This is a genomic window from Paenibacillus sp. FSL K6-1566, assembly GCF_038050475.1.
Classification (GTDB): domain Bacteria; phylum Bacillota; class Bacilli; order Paenibacillales; family Paenibacillaceae; genus Paenibacillus_AQ; species Paenibacillus_AQ lactis.
Window position 1 is genome coordinate 1,647,427 of sequence record NZ_JBBOSR010000001.1, and the last position, 13,635, is coordinate 1,661,061.

The following is a 13,635-nucleotide window of genomic DNA, read 5'->3' on the forward strand; positions in this document are numbered from 1 at the left end:
AGGGATGATTGAAATTTTATTGGTGGACGACCATCCCTCCGTAATGGAGGGAACGAAGATGCTGCTTGAGCAGGAGGAGGATATGAGGGTCATGCTTGCATACACGCCGGAGCAGGCGCTCCAGCTCGTTACATCGCGGCATTTCGATGTGATGCTGATCGATATGCATATGCCGGGCATGAACGGCATTGATTTGGCGAAGAAGATTCTTGGGCTGATGCCGGATGCGATCATGCTTATCTATACCGGCTTTGAAGTGAGCTATCACTTCAATCTGATCATGGATGCTGGGTTGTCAGGCTTTGTACTGAAGACGGCGGGAAAGGAGCAGCTTGTCACGGCAGTCCGGTGCGCCCTTCGGGGGGAGGTCGTTCTTCCGCTCGGGCTGGTGAAGCAGCTTCGCCGGACAACGGGTACCATGCTGGAACGCGCCCCGGGCAACCAAGCCCAGTCGATCACGAACAAGGAATACGACATTCTAAAGGAAATAGCGCGGGGGAAGAGCAATAAAGAAATTGCGGGAACGATCATGATGAGCCAGCGTTCGCTTGAGTACTGTCTAACGAGCCTGTTCCAGAAGCTGAGTGTCAAATCCCGAATCGAGGCTGCCATCAAGGCGAAACAGCTCGGAATCCTGTCTGATACCGATTTTGTGCAAATGCAATAATAATGTAGCGAAGAATCGCATGGCTTTATTCTATCGATCTTCGTTTCTCTCTGATTGAGCTTTTAAAGGCTCATACCAAGGCAATTTACGATAAAGCAGCATTGTGAATAGGTACCCCGCAAAAAAAATGCGTGATCACGCAATAAAATTTCGGTTACGAACCGTAAGCGAGTGTATATGCTTAAGTTACTAGATGAATATAGTCTTAACGTAGGAAGGGAAGGGGCTCGTGGCATGACAAAAGACCTAGAGTTTGCTTCGGACGATCTCTTGTCGCCCGAAGAGATTGATGTCATCCTAGCTCAGCTAGAAGAGGAAATCATGAAGGCTGCAACCAGAAGAGGCGGGGGGAACGATTGATGGGATTACGGGAGAGGTTGAGATCATTATTTGCCATGAAGCTTCGGACGCGAATGATGTGGGTCATTCTAGGGTCGATTACGATTTTGCTGGGAGGAATGATTACATATATCAGCTTTACGACGAAACATGAAGCGCTGGATTCCGCCAGAACACTGGCATTTACGCAAAGCGAGAAGATTGGCGCCCTTGTACAGCGGGAGCTTGATGATGTGATGAACAGCGCAAGAACCTTGTCCGCCAGCTTTATCGGGATGAAACAGACCGGCTCGGCTGACCGTGAGGTGGTAAGTGAAATGCTGCGGATGAATTTGGAGGGCAATCCGTCCTGGGAAGGAATTTGGACCATTTGGGAGCCTAATGCCTTCGACAGCCGGGATGCGGAATTCCGGAACAAGCTGGGGAGCGATGCTTCCGGACGGATGATCTCTTATTGGGCCAGAACGAAATCCGGTCTTGAGCACACGCCGATTACGGATGATTACACCGCGGAAGGAGAAGGAGATTTTTACCTGCTTGCGAAGAACAGCGGCAAAGAGGTTATTATGGATCCTTACCTCTTCAAAGTCGGCGGTGAAGAGATGATGATGACGTCGCTTGTCGTGCCGATTATCGAGAACGGAAAGACGATCGGGGTCGTTGGCGTGGATGTTTCGCTGGAGGCGCTGCAAACGGTGATGGAGCAATTCAAATTGTTCGAAACCGGGTATGCCCATATCTACTCCAATACCGGGGTGATCGTGACCTCTCCGGAGGATGGAAGGATGGGACAGCGGCTTGAAGATGCCTATCCGGGCGAGACGGCCGGCGATATTTTGAGTGCTATTGCAAAGGGCGAGGCATATTCGGAACAGGATGACGAGCTGTTCAAGCTCTACACCCCGGTCCGGACAGGGCATACGGAGACGCCGTGGTCTGTCGCAATCATTGTTCCGACCGATGAGATTACGGCCCAGTCGGACAGGCTGCTGCAGTTGATTATCATCGCTGGCGTTGTGACGCTGCTTGAAATGGCGATTGTCGTTACGCTTCTGACCCGATCCATCGTGAAGCCGCTTGGTCAAGCGGTTGCGATCGGCGAATCCATGTCGCGCGGAGACTTTACGCAAGAAATCCCGGAAGCCTATTTGGCCAAAGCCGATGAGATCGGAACGCTGTCTCGGGTATTTAAGCAGCTGGGCGAGAGCATGCGGACGATGATCGGGCGGGTGAACGGCAATGCCCTCTCGGTTGCGGAGGCTTCCCAGCAGCTGTCGGCAGGGGCAGAGGAGCTGGCGGTTGGCAGCAGCACGCAAGCCGAGTCCGTACAGACGATGAGCGAGCTGTTCCAGGAATGGTCGACGGCCATTACATCGGTGGCAAGCAGCGCTTCGTCGGCATCCGAGCTCGTCAATCAGACAGCCGAGGTGGCGTCCGAAGGCGGAGCGGTGGTCCACCAATCGGTTGAAGGGATGAATCGCGTTCGTGAGCATATGGCGAGATTGGAGCAGGATTCGCAGCGGATCGGTGAGATTACGCTGGTGATCGATGACATTGCGAGACAGACGAATCTGCTTGCCCTGAACGCGGCGATTGAAGCCGCACGTGCCGGAGATCACGGCAGAGGCTTCGCGGTTGTGGCTCATGAAGTGCGCCAGCTGGCCGTGCGAAGCGGAGAAGCGACGAAGCAGATCGCCGACATTATAAAGGGCATGCAGCAAAATACAACCGACAGCGCGGAGGCGGTGCACGAAGGGGTCAGGTACACCGAGCAGGCTGGTGAAGCCTTTGAGCGCATCGTCAGCATGGTGAATGAGTCTGCCGCAAAAGTGATGGATATCGCTGCTGCGAGTGAGGAGCAGGCGGCTCAGGCCGTATCCGTGGGATCCGCGATTGAGAATATCTCATCCTCAACGCAGGAAACCGCTGCGACGAGCGAAGAAACTGCGGCTACCGCGCAATCTCTCGCCGAGCTGGCCGATGAGCTAAACCATACCGTTTCGGCGTTTAAAATCTGATGGCAAGTCCTTGAAAATGGTGATAAGCTTGGCCCTAAGGCCAGGCTTTTTTGCTTGGGAAGAGATTGGAGGATAGCGGCATGTTTGGCAGCCTGTTTCAGCGGCAGTTGTTGAGCGGCAATTTTATTCCCCGGTTTTATGCGTATTACTATAAGCAGTGGACGGATTATACGATGCCGTTTCATCACCATGATTCAACGGAAATTATGTACATGATTTCAGGAACCTGCCGCATCGAAGTGAAGGACGGAAATGAGGAGAAGGGGATCAAGCTGAGAAAAGGGGAGTTCATTATTTTGGATGCCAAGGTTCCCCACCGGCTGATCGTGGACAAGGCGGCTTCATGCCGCATGCTTAACGTGGAATTCGGTTTTGCGGAGCGTGAGAGCAGCTCACCCTCCTTGCGCCATATCGCAGATGAGGAAGCGGCGGTGTACTCCTTGATCGGACAGACCTCTCCTTTTGTGGTGTTAGCTGATCGGGAAGAGGTATATCCGGTGCTGAAGAGCCTGGTGCTGGAGCTTGACCAGCGGGGAACGGAAGGAACGCTCATGACGCATCTGATGTTTATCCAGCTGCTTGTGTGTGTTGCCCGGCTGTATAAGGAGCGTGAGAGCAGCGACGTTCCTTCCAGCGAATTCTATATCAAACGGTGCGTTGATTTTCTGCATCATAATTATGACCAGAACATCCAGGTGAAGGATGTTGCGGCTGAAGTCAATCTGCACCCGGGGTACCTTCACCGCGTGTTCAAGAAGGGGACCGGGAGAACAATCACGGATTATTTGACGATGATCCGCATGGAAAAAGCCAAGCTGCTGCTGGAGCAGACTGATATCCCTATCCATGAAATATCCGATTACGTCGGCGTTTCCAGCAGGCAGTATTTCCACCTGCTGTTTAAGAAATATACGGGGAGCACGCCGGTGGAATACCGGCATTCGAAGGACCGGAATTCCTGGAAACAGGACGAGATCAGCAATCACTCCTAGAGAGGTTAGAATATTTGACTCGGATGAAAGCAAAGAAGTCATGATATTGATAACGCTTACCGCGGGTTCGTTGCTACAATAGCTTCAACCGATATTGAAGCTGGGAGTGAAGAACGAATGTCGTTTAAGGTAACGTTTATCGGAGCTGGAAGCATAGGGTTTACCCGCGGACTGCTGCGGGATCTCTTGATTGTACCGGAATTCCGGAATATTCAGATTGCCTTCACGGATATCAGCGAGCGCAATCTCTCGATGGTCACCGAACTCTGCCAGAGGGACAGCAACGAGAACGGATTGCCGATCACCATCCAATCGACGACGGACCGGCGAGAAGCGCTGGCGGGTGCCAAGTACGTATTTTGCACGATTCGCGTTGGAGGGCTTGAAGCTTTTCAGACGGATGTGGATATACCGCTTAAATATGGCATTGATCAGTGCGTAGGCGATACGCTATGCGCGGGCGGCATTATGTACGGTCAGCGCGGAATCCCCGAAATGCTTCGCATATGCAAGGATATTCGGGAGGTTTGCCTGCCGGATGTGCTGCTTCTCAACTATTCCAACCCGATGGCGATGCTGACATGGGCTTGCAATAAGTACGGCGGCGTTCGCACGATCGGCTTGTGTCACGGGGTTCAACACGGCCATCATCAGATTGCCGAGGTCTACGGGCTGGACAAGAAGGACGTGGACATTGTCTGCGCGGGCATCAATCATCAGACTTGGTATATAAAAGCATCGCATCAGGGAAGGGATTTGACCGAGGGGCTGCTGGAGGCGTTCGAGCGCCATCCGGAATACAGCCGTACCGAGAAGGTCCGGATCGATATGCTGCGGCGCTTCGGCTATTACAGCACGGAGTCCAACGGCCATTTGAGCGAATACGTGCCGTGGTATCGCAAGCGTCCGGAGGAGATCCCGGATTGGATCGACCTGGGCAGCTGGATCAACGGAGAAACCGGCGGCTATCTTCGTGTCTGCACGGAGGGAAGGAATTGGTTCGAGACGGATTTCCCGAACTGGATGAAGGATCCGGCTGTCAGCTACACCCAAGAGAACCGTGGGGAAGAGCACGGCTCCTATATCATTGAAGGGTTGGAGACCGGGCGGGTTTATCGAGGGCACTTCAACGTCGTCAACCAGGGAGTTATCTCCAATCTGCCGGACGATGCCGTCATCGAAGCGCCGGGATATGTCGACCGGAACGGGATCTCCATGCCGCTCGTAGGCGAGCTGCCGCTTGGTCCTGCAGCCGTATGCAATGCGAGCATTTCGGTACAGCGGTTAGCGGTGGAAGCGGCCGTCCATGGCGACGATCAGCTGCTTCGGCAAGCATTCATGATGGATCCGCTCGTCGGGGCGGTGTGCAATCCGAAGGAAATCTGGCAGCTGGTTGACGAGATGCTTGTAGCCGGGGAAGCTTGGCTGCCCCAGTACAAGAACGCCATAGCCGAAGCGAAGCAGCGGCTGGCCGCTGGCAGCCTTCTTCCGACCCGAAGCTATGAAGGCGCCGCCCGGCTGAAGGTGAAGACGATCGAGGAGATGCGTCAGGACCGGGATCAGGCTAATCGGAATGCGGGTGAATCCGACAAGGGGAAAGACCGCGAGAAAATATCCCCCGGTCTGGAGTGAATGGAAGAAAATGGAGTCCATGAGTTAATGGAATCGTTGGAAGCAATGAGTCAATGGAAGCGATCGATGTAATGAAAGCCATAAAAGTCGATGAATCATTGAATCTAAGCAGCATTAATCATGAATCATGGATCAAGGGTGCTCGAGATCGCCGCAATGGTAGACCTCCGGCCGTTTTATGCGGCCGGAGGTCTTTTTTGGCCGCACTTGCCCAAGCAAAAGCGCGTATCTTGCGAAAAGTTGTACTAAAGGGGAGCAAAGGCCCCATTTCACAAATTTGACGAATATTTTAAAAAATGAGACTGCTAAATCCATGCCCTCAGAAATTTTGTACAAAAAGTCGTGCAAAAGCCATTGCGAAAGCGTCAACCCTCATGCATTTATACGAAAAATCATACAAACGCGAACACGTAGCGTCCCGTTGCAAACATCTTCTCTTTCAAAATTATGAATGGATAAACTTGACTTTAAAACAGGTAAGCGTGCACAATGGAAATGGTTTACAATGCATGCAAGTGGAGAGTCAAGTTTTAATGAAGAAGGAGGCCATAGGATGATCATTGGGGTTCCTAAGGAAATTAAAAATAATGAGCATCGTGTCGGCATGACGCCGGGCACTGTCGTCAGCTATACAAAGGCCGGGCACGAAGTGCTGGTGCAATCCGGTGCCGGTCTCGGCGTCGGCTTCACCGACGAGGATTACATCGCGGCAGGGGCGAAAGTGGTAGGAACTGCCGCAGATGCATGGAAGGCCGAAATGGTCGTCAAAGTAAAGGAACCCCTGCAGGAGGAATACGATTACTTCCAAGAAGATATGATTCTCTACACCTACCTGCATTTGGCTCCCGAGCCGGAGCTGACAAAAGCATTGGTAGACCGCAAGGTATGCGCGGTGGCATATGAGACGATTCAGCTTCCGGATGGCAGTTTGCCGCTCTTGACGCCGATGAGCGAAGTGGCCGGCAGAATGTCCATTCAGATCGGCGCCCATTTCCTGGAGAAGGCGCACGGCGGCAAAGGAGTGCTGCTCAGCGGCGTTCCCGGCGTAGCTCCGGGCAAGGTGGCAGTCATCGGAGGAGGCATCGTCGGTACGAATGCCGCCAGGGTTGCCCTCGGTCTTGGCGCGGATGTCAGCATTCTGGATATCAATCCGGTCCGACTTCGTCAGCTGGACGATTTATTCCAGGGGAGAGTTAAAACCATTATGTCGGACCCGTATCATATTGCGGAAACGGTGAAAACGGCAGACCTCGTCGTTGGAGCCGTCCTTATCCCGGGTGCCCGAGCCCCTCGGCTCGTTACCGAGGAGATGGTCAAGGAGATGAGCCCCGGATCCGTCATCGTGGATGTGGCGATTGACCAAGGCGGCTCTATCGAGACGATTGACCGGATTACCACCCACGATCATCCGACCTACGAGAAGCACGGCGTCATCCATTACGCCGTTGCTAACATGCCGGGTGCCGTAGCGCGCACCTCGACGCTGGCATTGACAAACGTCACGGCTCCGTATGGACTGAAGATCGCGAACAAAGGCATACGATCCGCCGCCCGGCAGGATCAGGCGCTGGCCAAGGGCATTAACGTGATCGGCGGCAAAGTAACGTATGAAGCGGTCGCAGCTGCACACGGATATGCTTATACCAGCATAGACGATTACTTGCTGTCTTAAGGCTGCAGCAGATGTGTTTTACATATAAAAAAAAGCTCTTTTTCGAAATTACGAAAAAAAGAGCTCTTTTATAACGGTCATCGCCTTGGCACAAGCGGCGAATCAGAAGTCCCGGTTCATGCTCTCTTCATCGGCAACCGATTGTATTTCTTCCGATCCGATGCTGAGGACCTGGTATCCGTCCTTCGCTTGCTTGTTTAATGCGCGTTCCTTTATGAATTTCGGGCTCGCTTCGCCTGCGTCTCCATCATAAACGAGGAGGATGCCGTCGGTTTTGCGAAGAAGGAGATCATCCCTGGCCGTGAATTGCCATGGGCCACGATAGGGCTCCTTGCTGACAGCGGCATAAAAGTCGACCCCCTTCATGAGCTGCTGGAAATAGGACTTCTTGTCATCGTTCCACTGCTCCTCAGGATTCAAGTAGGCGGTAAGAATGGAGCACCTCAGCTGGGGATACGTTGTCTTCAGCTCGATGGCGGCCTCGATCGCCCATAAGTCGACTCCGTATTGTCCGGGGGTGATGACCCATTGCAATCCTTCCTCAAGCAGCGGAATGAGCCGGTTCGCTATCGCTTTGCGGATATAGGGGATGCCTTGATGCTTGTTGCTATAGATACCGAGCTCATGGGCCCGATATCCGGTGACCAGAATGTTTTCCATCTGCGTACACTCCTTGATGGGATGTAGGATCAGTGTATAGTTTTCAGAAACATCTAGCAACATCGTTTCACAAAGTTTCGGTTTGGGTAAGTAAGCGAGAATACATATTTTAGGAGGACATTCTTTTGAAGAAATGGACAGCGGTACTACTTGGAACAATTTTGGTTATGGGATTGGCTGCATGCGGCAATGACAAAGAGGCTAAAGAAGAGCCGGTAACCCCGGCTGCCGGACAGGAAGCGACGACGCCGGAAACGCCGCCGGCTGAGGACGCTAAAGAGGAGCCGAAGGAGGAAGCTGCACCGACGGCTGACGAGCTTCTGGAAAAATCGGTGGAAGCTTCCCAAAGCATGAAGAGCTTTGCCATGCAAGCCGATATTAAACAAAATATCGTTGTGGAAGGCACGGAGAATGCCGAGCAGAACATCGACATGGTGCTGGATTCGGAAGTAACGCTTGAGCCGATGGAAATGATGCAGAACATGACGATGGAATCGCCGGAAGGCAAAGTCGAGATGAAGCAATATATTACAGAGGAAGGCATCTATATGTTGATGGATGGACAATGGATGAAAATTCCTCAAGAATCGGAGCAGGAAATCCGCAGCAGCTTGGATATGGCCGCAGCCGGCCCTAAGCAGCAGATCGAGCAGTTCAAGTCGATCGCCAAGGATATGAAGGTAGCCGATGAAGGTGACAAGTACGTCTTGACGGCGGAGGTTTCCGGCGATAATTTGAAAGAGCTCGCAACGTCCATGATGAATCAGGCAGGCGGTGACCCGCAAACGGCTGCAATGATGGAGCAGATGGACATCAAGAGCATCAACATCGTGTACGGCATACAGAAGGATACCTACTTGCCGACCGCGACCGATCTGGACATGGTGATGGAAATGGAAGCCGAAGGTCAGAAAGTGACGCTCGACATGAAGATGAAGAGCACGTATTCCAAGCATAATGAGGTAAGCAAGATCGAAGTACCGAAGGAAGCGTTGAGTGCGGAATAATCGGATATTATATATTAATTAAGGAAACAGCTGTCCCGCCGGATGAGGGACAGCTGTTTTTTTAGATGTGTGTGCTCGTCGGGCCGTTTATCAGCGGGCATTGTCGACATCATGGATCAGCTCGGGCAGGCCTATCGAACCTCTACAACCACGCTGCCAAACAGCTGTCCGTCAATCGAAGCCATAATCCGCCATAATCCCGGTGAAGGCAGCATCATCATAGACGGGAGCATCGCATCTGCGCCGTACATCGGGGAGGGACGGATTTCCGTTTGAAATACATCGATCAGCTCATTGGAATGCTGTTTAACGGCGGTAAACGTCAAGTCGCCGGTCAGCTCCTCGTCCTTTCCCCAGAAATGCCACATATACTTATTGGGTTTGCCTGCGGCAAAATCCATGCCGAGGAAAGCAAGCCGACCCTCCACGCCCGTTACGCTTCTCGGAGGGGCGCCCCTGGACGGAGCGATCTTCGCTTCTTCTTCTGAACGATCGGTAACGAAGGAGGGGCTCGGCTCCCAGCTTCCGTCAGGCACATCGAAGACGATATCGCCGTATTTTTTTCCGTCGATCAGCAGATCGAACTTCCATAGCCCTGCGAGCGGCAGTCCAAAGCGGGAAACAATACGCGTCGCGTCCTTGAATGACGAGTCCGGCCCGCCTAAATATGCCATGTCCGCCGTAATTTCCGTCTCGGCCAGCTCCTCCAGGATCGTGCCGGAATCCCGATGAACGGCCGTAATGCGGGCATGCTTGCCCTCAAGCTCCTCGATCGGCGACATAAGGAACCATGCCGCTCCCGCAGGAGCGCCAGCAGCGTAGTCTCCACCGGCAAACACTTGAAGCTTTGGCTCCCCGTTCTCCGTATACAGCGTATGCGGTGTCCATTCGGAGGCCGAGCCGGGGCCCTTAAGAGGCACAAGCTGTCGAAGGGCGGGAAACGCTTGCCATCCCCATACTGCGGTTAGCAGAAGGAGCGCACATATTCCGGCAGTCAGGACAGGGACGCGGCGCCTCCAAGAAGACGCCAAGCCTTGCGAATGCTGCAAGTCGGCGGATTTCCGGCGATTCAGAATATCGGCCTTCATCTCCTCCGTGAACATTGGCTCCCGGAACGGGGAAGCTGCAAGCTCCCGGGCCCATTCCGGCCGATCCGGCTTCGATTCCTTATTCATTAGGCATCCTCTCCTCTCAGCAAATTTTCCATTCTTACGCGGGCGCGGTGGAGCCTGGATTTGATCGTCCCCTCCGAGATGCCTAGCAGCTCGGCCATTTCCTTGCGGGTCATCTGAAAATGAAATTCCAGCAGGAGCACCTCCCGGTATGCCTGGGGCAGCTGCATGACATGCTTCCAGATCTGCGATACCGCTTCCGTATCCAAAAACTCCATTTCGGCGGAAGGGCCGGCCTGTCTGGTTGTGAGCCATCCCACAAGCGAGACTTTGGATATGAAGGAGGATTTGAGATAATTCAGGGACAGATTGCGGGTGATGGTCAGAAGCCAGGTCTTGACGGAGCTGCGGCCTTGGAAATCCTTCAAATGCTGGAAGGCTCTTAGGAAGACGTCCTGGCTGATATCATCGGCAGCATCGCGGCGCTTCGTAAGGAAATAGGCATAATTCCATACATCCTGGCCAAAAGACTCCATAAGCTCTTTCAGGACTGAGCCGGCATCGTCTGCGGCTACCATCGTCTTTAGGTACTCCAATATTCGTCACCTCATGAATTAGACAAATGAAGACATCATCGGTTCCCGGCTTGTTGTCATTTATGCGAAACGAAATCAGGCGGTTAAACGTTATATAATTATCGGCATCCGAACAAGGCGCGAGGGGAGGAAAGGGTATGGATCTGTATTTTAAGGATAACTTTTTTAGCGCGGGCTGGACAGATATTATGAATGTGAATGGGGAAAGCATCGGCACACTGGATTTGAAAAGCGCCTTCAGCTCTTCACTGGATGTATACGATGCCTCAAGGACCAAGGTATGCAGCGGCTCCTTCCGTTTCTTCTCGAACAAATGGAATGTCGTTGACGCGGAGGACAGGGAGCTTGGCGTGCTGCGTATGCGAATGAGCTTTGTAACCAAGAAATTCGAATATGATGCGGGAGATCGGGGCATTTATGAAATTGTATCTCCGGCTTTTTCCAATGAATATGAGATAAGCGATGGCAGGGGAAGCTTTGTCCCACGGTTTTCGAGGATCAGCGGATGGCTGCAGCCAGGCGCTTACCGGCTGCACAACAGCAGCGGGGTTCTCGGCGATTATGAGCTGATTGCCGTCGTGATGGGAATCCATGAAATCCGCAAGCGCAATAACAGTGAGGCGGCAAGCGCATCCCATTAACGCCGTCTTACGGGCAGGAGGGAATAGGGCAGCATGAATACAGTCAGCGATCATTTGGATTATGGCTTGACGATTATTTTTATCGGATTTAATCCGAGCTTGCGATCCGGGGAGGTTGGGCATCATTATGCGAATCCTCGCAACAATTTTTGGAGGATCTTGCATCAATCGGGCTTGACGCCCCGGCTTTATGACGCTTCCGAGGACGGGGAGCTGCTTAAATTGGGCTACGGCTTCACCAATATCGTGGCAAGGCCGACCAGGGGGGCGGAGGATATTACGCGCGAGGAATACCGGGCAGGACGGGAGACGCTTAGGGAAAAGCTGCAGAAATACAGACCTCAAGTCGCCTGCTATGTCGGCAAAGGCGTATACACCGAATTCAGCGGCAGGACGAAGGCGCAATGGGGCTTGCAGTCCGATTCCGTTGTTGACGGGGTCCGCGATTTTGTGGCTCCCTCTTCCAGCGGACTGGTCCGCATGCCCATGGGGGAGATTGTGTCAATATACCGGGAGCTGTACGGGCTGGTTTCCGAAAGCCCGGAGATGTAAGCCAGCTTTACGCTTTACATGTCCTTTAAATGAGTGATAGATTTCCCTAAAAAAGAGGAACGCCTCATAAGACACCGATATCCGGTTCTTGAGCGTTCCTCTTGTTGTGCTGCAATTTTTATGGGCTGTGCCGGCTTACAGCCGCAGCAGCGAAGGGTCGATCCGCGGGACAAGCCCTTCGTCAGCCGCGCGATCCAGCAGGGACGTAATAGCATTGTAACCGTCCGAACCAAGATCGGCCGTGAACGGGTTGACGTACAGGTTAATGTGAGCCTCCGCTACCTTCGGATCCATCTCCTGCGCATGCTCCAGTACATAGGATCGGGATTCCTCCGGATGCTTCCACGCATATTCGACCGAGGCGCGGGTCCATTCGGCAATGCGGCCAAGGTCAAGCGAACGGCGGGCAACGATGGCGCCGAGCGGGATCGGCAGGCCCGTATCCTCTTCCCACCAGCTTCCGAGATCCGTCATTAGCTTGAGGCCGTAGGAAGGATAGGTGAACCGCGCTTCATGAATGACAAGACCGGCGTCGATTTCGCCGTCCCGTACGGCAGGCATGATCCGGTCAAACGGCATGACGACAATTTCGCCAAGCCCGCCGGGTACATGCTTTGCGGCCCATAAACGGAACAGCAGGTAGGCTGTGGACCGATCGCTCGGAACAGCCACGCGGCGACCTGACAGAGATGCAGGGCTGGCCGGGGTTTGGCCGTCCGTGAGCTTGTCCGCCGTCAGCACGAGCGGGCCGCAGCCGCGGCCAAGTGCGCCGCCGCACGGAAGCAGGGCATACTCATCGAGTACCCACGGCAAGGCTGCATAAGATATTTTCAGAATGTCATGTGTCCGGTCCTCCGCAGCCCAGCGGTTCGTAATATCGATATCGGCATAGGATACATCAAGCTCTGGGGCACCCGGTATCCGTCCGTGCACCCAGGCGTGGAATACAAAGGTATCGTTCGGACAAGGGGAAAACGCAATTTTCATGACAGCACCTCCGGAAGTAGTGAACTGGCGGTCTCAAGCTGGCGCAGCGCTTCGGGAATCCGCCATGCGCTGCGATCCCTCGGACCGACCTTATTGGATATTGCGCGGATTTCCATGACCGGTACGCAGGCCATAGCGGCAGCCGTCGCCACGCCGAAGCCCTCCATTCCTTCAGCGGCAGCGCCGGGCACCTGCCCGGCTAACCCTGCCGCGCGTTCTGCACTGCCCGTTGTCGTGGAGACGGTCAGGATCGGACCAAGACTTACGGGCAAGCCGGCGCGCTTCAGCGCTTCGACAAGCCGAATGGATGCGTTAGTCTCGGCTTCAATCCGGTCGGTTCCGAAACCGAGCTCCCGAACGCTGGCAAAGCCGTCCGCCGTTTCCGATCCCAAATCCGCGGCGACGATCGAATCGGCGATAACAACGCCGCCCACTTCCGCTCTTCCGTCGAAACCGCCGGCGATGCCGGCGCTGATGACGAGGCGATATGCCGAACGGACCAGACGGGTTGCGGCAGCAGCAGCCGCGGCAGCAGGGCCAACGCCCGCTGCAATGACATCGAAGCCGTCCGCATTCCTTAATCCCCGCATGACGGCATCCCGTTCCGCCTCTACCGCGGTAACGATCAGCACGCGACGGGCGGACGGATCCTGCGTGTTATGATTCCCGGCTCTTGCCGGGTCTGATTGAGAATGATCTTGCATGTTCTGCTCTCCTTCATGGCTGAATTCCAGCGACCTACCCTTTAACGTTATCTCGT

Annotated in this window: 15 protein-coding genes; 10 read left to right on the plus strand and 5 right to left on the minus strand. The window is 53.9% G+C overall.

The window, feature by feature from the left end; genetic code table 11:
* Positions 1-4: 4 nt before the first annotated feature.
* The 7 genes from NST08_RS06915 (at position 5) to ald (ending at position 7,320) form a co-directional block, all read left to right on the plus strand.
* A complete protein-coding gene (locus NST08_RS06915) occupies positions 5-667 on the plus strand; it encodes a response regulator transcription factor (protein ID WP_007130870.1) in 663 nt (220 codons plus the stop codon).
* 234 nt (positions 668-901) lie between these two features.
* Positions 902-1,027: a hypothetical protein gene (locus NST08_RS06920; RefSeq protein ID WP_260842840.1), complete on the plus strand. Its 126-nt coding sequence runs from the start codon at positions 902-904 to the stop codon at positions 1,025-1,027.
* A gap of 17 nt (positions 1,028-1,044) precedes the next feature.
* Positions 1,045-3,024: a methyl-accepting chemotaxis protein gene (locus NST08_RS06925; RefSeq protein ID WP_341341629.1), complete on the plus strand. Its 1,980-nt coding sequence runs from the start codon at positions 1,045-1,047 to the stop codon at positions 3,022-3,024.
* An 80-nt stretch (positions 3,025-3,104) separates the two neighbouring features.
* On the plus strand, positions 3,105-4,016 hold the full coding sequence (locus NST08_RS06930; RefSeq protein ID WP_251537083.1) for an AraC family transcriptional regulator: 912 nt from the start codon (positions 3,105-3,107) through the stop codon (positions 4,014-4,016).
* A 117-nt stretch (positions 4,017-4,133) separates the two neighbouring features.
* Complete coding sequence (locus NST08_RS06935) at positions 4,134-5,648, plus strand: alpha-glucosidase/alpha-galactosidase (RefSeq protein ID WP_341341630.1); 1,515 nt, start codon at positions 4,134-4,136, stop codon at positions 5,646-5,648.
* 53 nt (positions 5,649-5,701) lie between these two features.
* The gene (locus NST08_RS06940) at positions 5,702-5,929 is read left to right on the plus strand and encodes a hypothetical protein (protein WP_040738904.1); all 228 of its coding nucleotides are present in this window, start codon (positions 5,702-5,704) and stop codon (positions 5,927-5,929) included.
* 272 nt (positions 5,930-6,201) lie between these two features.
* Positions 6,202-7,320, plus strand: coding sequence for an alanine dehydrogenase (ald, locus tag NST08_RS06945; protein ID WP_007130866.1), 1,119 nt, complete (start codon positions 6,202-6,204; stop codon positions 7,318-7,320).
* 102 nt (positions 7,321-7,422) lie between these two features.
* On the opposite strand, the gene NST08_RS06950 is transcribed toward ald, so the two are convergent.
* Positions 7,423-7,980: a DUF1273 domain-containing protein gene (locus tag NST08_RS06950; protein ID WP_341341631.1), complete on the minus strand. Its 558-nt coding sequence runs from the start codon at positions 7,978-7,980 to the stop codon at positions 7,423-7,425.
* A gap of 125 nt (positions 7,981-8,105) precedes the next feature.
* Between NST08_RS06950 and NST08_RS06955 the strand changes: the two genes are divergently transcribed.
* On the plus strand, positions 8,106-8,987 hold the full coding sequence (locus tag NST08_RS06955) for a DUF6612 family protein (RefSeq protein ID WP_007130864.1): 882 nt from the start codon (positions 8,106-8,108) through the stop codon (positions 8,985-8,987).
* Positions 8,988-9,118: 131 nt separating this feature from the next.
* Here the strand turns inward: NST08_RS06955 and NST08_RS06960 are convergent, their stop codons facing one another.
* On the minus strand, positions 9,119-10,162 hold the full coding sequence (locus NST08_RS06960) for a hypothetical protein (protein ID WP_007130863.1): 1,044 nt from the start codon (positions 10,160-10,162) through the stop codon (positions 9,119-9,121).
* Positions 10,162-10,677, minus strand: a complete 516-nt coding sequence (locus tag NST08_RS06965) for an RNA polymerase sigma factor (protein WP_040738902.1) — start codon at positions 10,675-10,677, stop codon at positions 10,162-10,164. Before NST08_RS06965 ends, NST08_RS06960 begins: the two co-directional genes overlap by 1 nt.
* 155 nt (positions 10,678-10,832) lie before the next feature.
* On the opposite strand from NST08_RS06965, the gene NST08_RS06970 reads away from it, so the two are divergent.
* Both NST08_RS06970 and NST08_RS06975 read left to right on the plus strand, forming a co-directional pair.
* Positions 10,833-11,336: a hypothetical protein gene (locus NST08_RS06970; RefSeq protein ID WP_341341632.1), complete on the plus strand. Its 504-nt coding sequence runs from the start codon at positions 10,833-10,835 to the stop codon at positions 11,334-11,336.
* Positions 11,337-11,369: 33 nt separating this feature from the next.
* Entirely contained in the window at positions 11,370-11,888 is a 519-nt protein-coding gene (locus NST08_RS06975) for a mismatch-specific DNA-glycosylase (RefSeq protein ID WP_341034153.1), read from the plus strand.
* Positions 11,889-12,023: 135 nt separating this feature from the next.
* On the opposite strand, the gene NST08_RS06980 is transcribed toward NST08_RS06975, so the two are convergent.
* The gene (locus NST08_RS06980) at positions 12,024-12,875 is read right to left on the minus strand and encodes a 1,4-dihydroxy-6-naphthoate synthase (RefSeq protein WP_210095176.1); all 852 of its coding nucleotides are present in this window, start codon (positions 12,873-12,875) and stop codon (positions 12,024-12,026) included.
* Entirely contained in the window at positions 12,872-13,579 is a 708-nt protein-coding gene (locus NST08_RS06985) for a futalosine hydrolase (RefSeq protein WP_210095175.1), read from the minus strand. The genes NST08_RS06980 and NST08_RS06985 overlap by 4 nt, the downstream gene beginning before the upstream one ends.
* Positions 13,580-13,635 lie beyond the last annotated feature (56 nt).

What these genes read in the sequence shown, in the direction of transcription:
- NST08_RS06930 (WP_251537083.1), top strand. Translation starts at nt 3,105, where the DNA reads ATGTTTGGCAGCCTGTTTCAGCGGCAGTTGTTGAGCGGCAATTTTATT.
- ald (WP_007130866.1), top strand. Translation starts at nt 6,202, where the DNA reads ATGATCATTGGGGTTCCTAAGGAAATTAAAAATAATGAGCATCGTGTC.
- NST08_RS06985 (WP_210095175.1), bottom strand. Translation starts at nt 13,579, where the DNA reads ATGCAAGATCATTCTCAATCAGACCCGGCAAGAGCCGGGAATCATAAC.
- NST08_RS06940 (WP_040738904.1), top strand. Translation starts at nt 5,702, where the DNA reads ATGGAAGCGATCGATGTAATGAAAGCCATAAAAGTCGATGAATCATTG.
- NST08_RS06970 (WP_341341632.1), top strand. Translation starts at nt 10,833, where the DNA reads ATGGATCTGTATTTTAAGGATAACTTTTTTAGCGCGGGCTGGACAGAT.
- NST08_RS06965 (WP_040738902.1), bottom strand. Translation starts at nt 10,677, where the DNA reads ATGGTAGCCGCAGACGATGCCGGCTCAGTCCTGAAAGAGCTTATGGAG.
- NST08_RS06920 (WP_260842840.1), top strand. Translation starts at nt 902, where the DNA reads ATGACAAAAGACCTAGAGTTTGCTTCGGACGATCTCTTGTCGCCCGAA.
- NST08_RS06960 (WP_007130863.1), bottom strand. Translation starts at nt 10,162, where the DNA reads ATGAATAAGGAATCGAAGCCGGATCGGCCGGAATGGGCCCGGGAGCTT.
- NST08_RS06980 (WP_210095176.1), bottom strand. Translation starts at nt 12,875, where the DNA reads ATGAAAATTGCGTTTTCCCCTTGTCCGAACGATACCTTTGTATTCCAC.
- NST08_RS06975 (WP_341034153.1), top strand. Translation starts at nt 11,370, where the DNA reads ATGAATACAGTCAGCGATCATTTGGATTATGGCTTGACGATTATTTTT.
- NST08_RS06935 (WP_341341630.1), top strand. Translation starts at nt 4,134, where the DNA reads ATGTCGTTTAAGGTAACGTTTATCGGAGCTGGAAGCATAGGGTTTACC.
- NST08_RS06915 (WP_007130870.1), top strand. Translation starts at nt 5, where the DNA reads ATGATTGAAATTTTATTGGTGGACGACCATCCCTCCGTAATGGAGGGA.
- NST08_RS06950 (WP_341341631.1), bottom strand. Translation starts at nt 7,980, where the DNA reads ATGGAAAACATTCTGGTCACCGGATATCGGGCCCATGAGCTCGGTATC.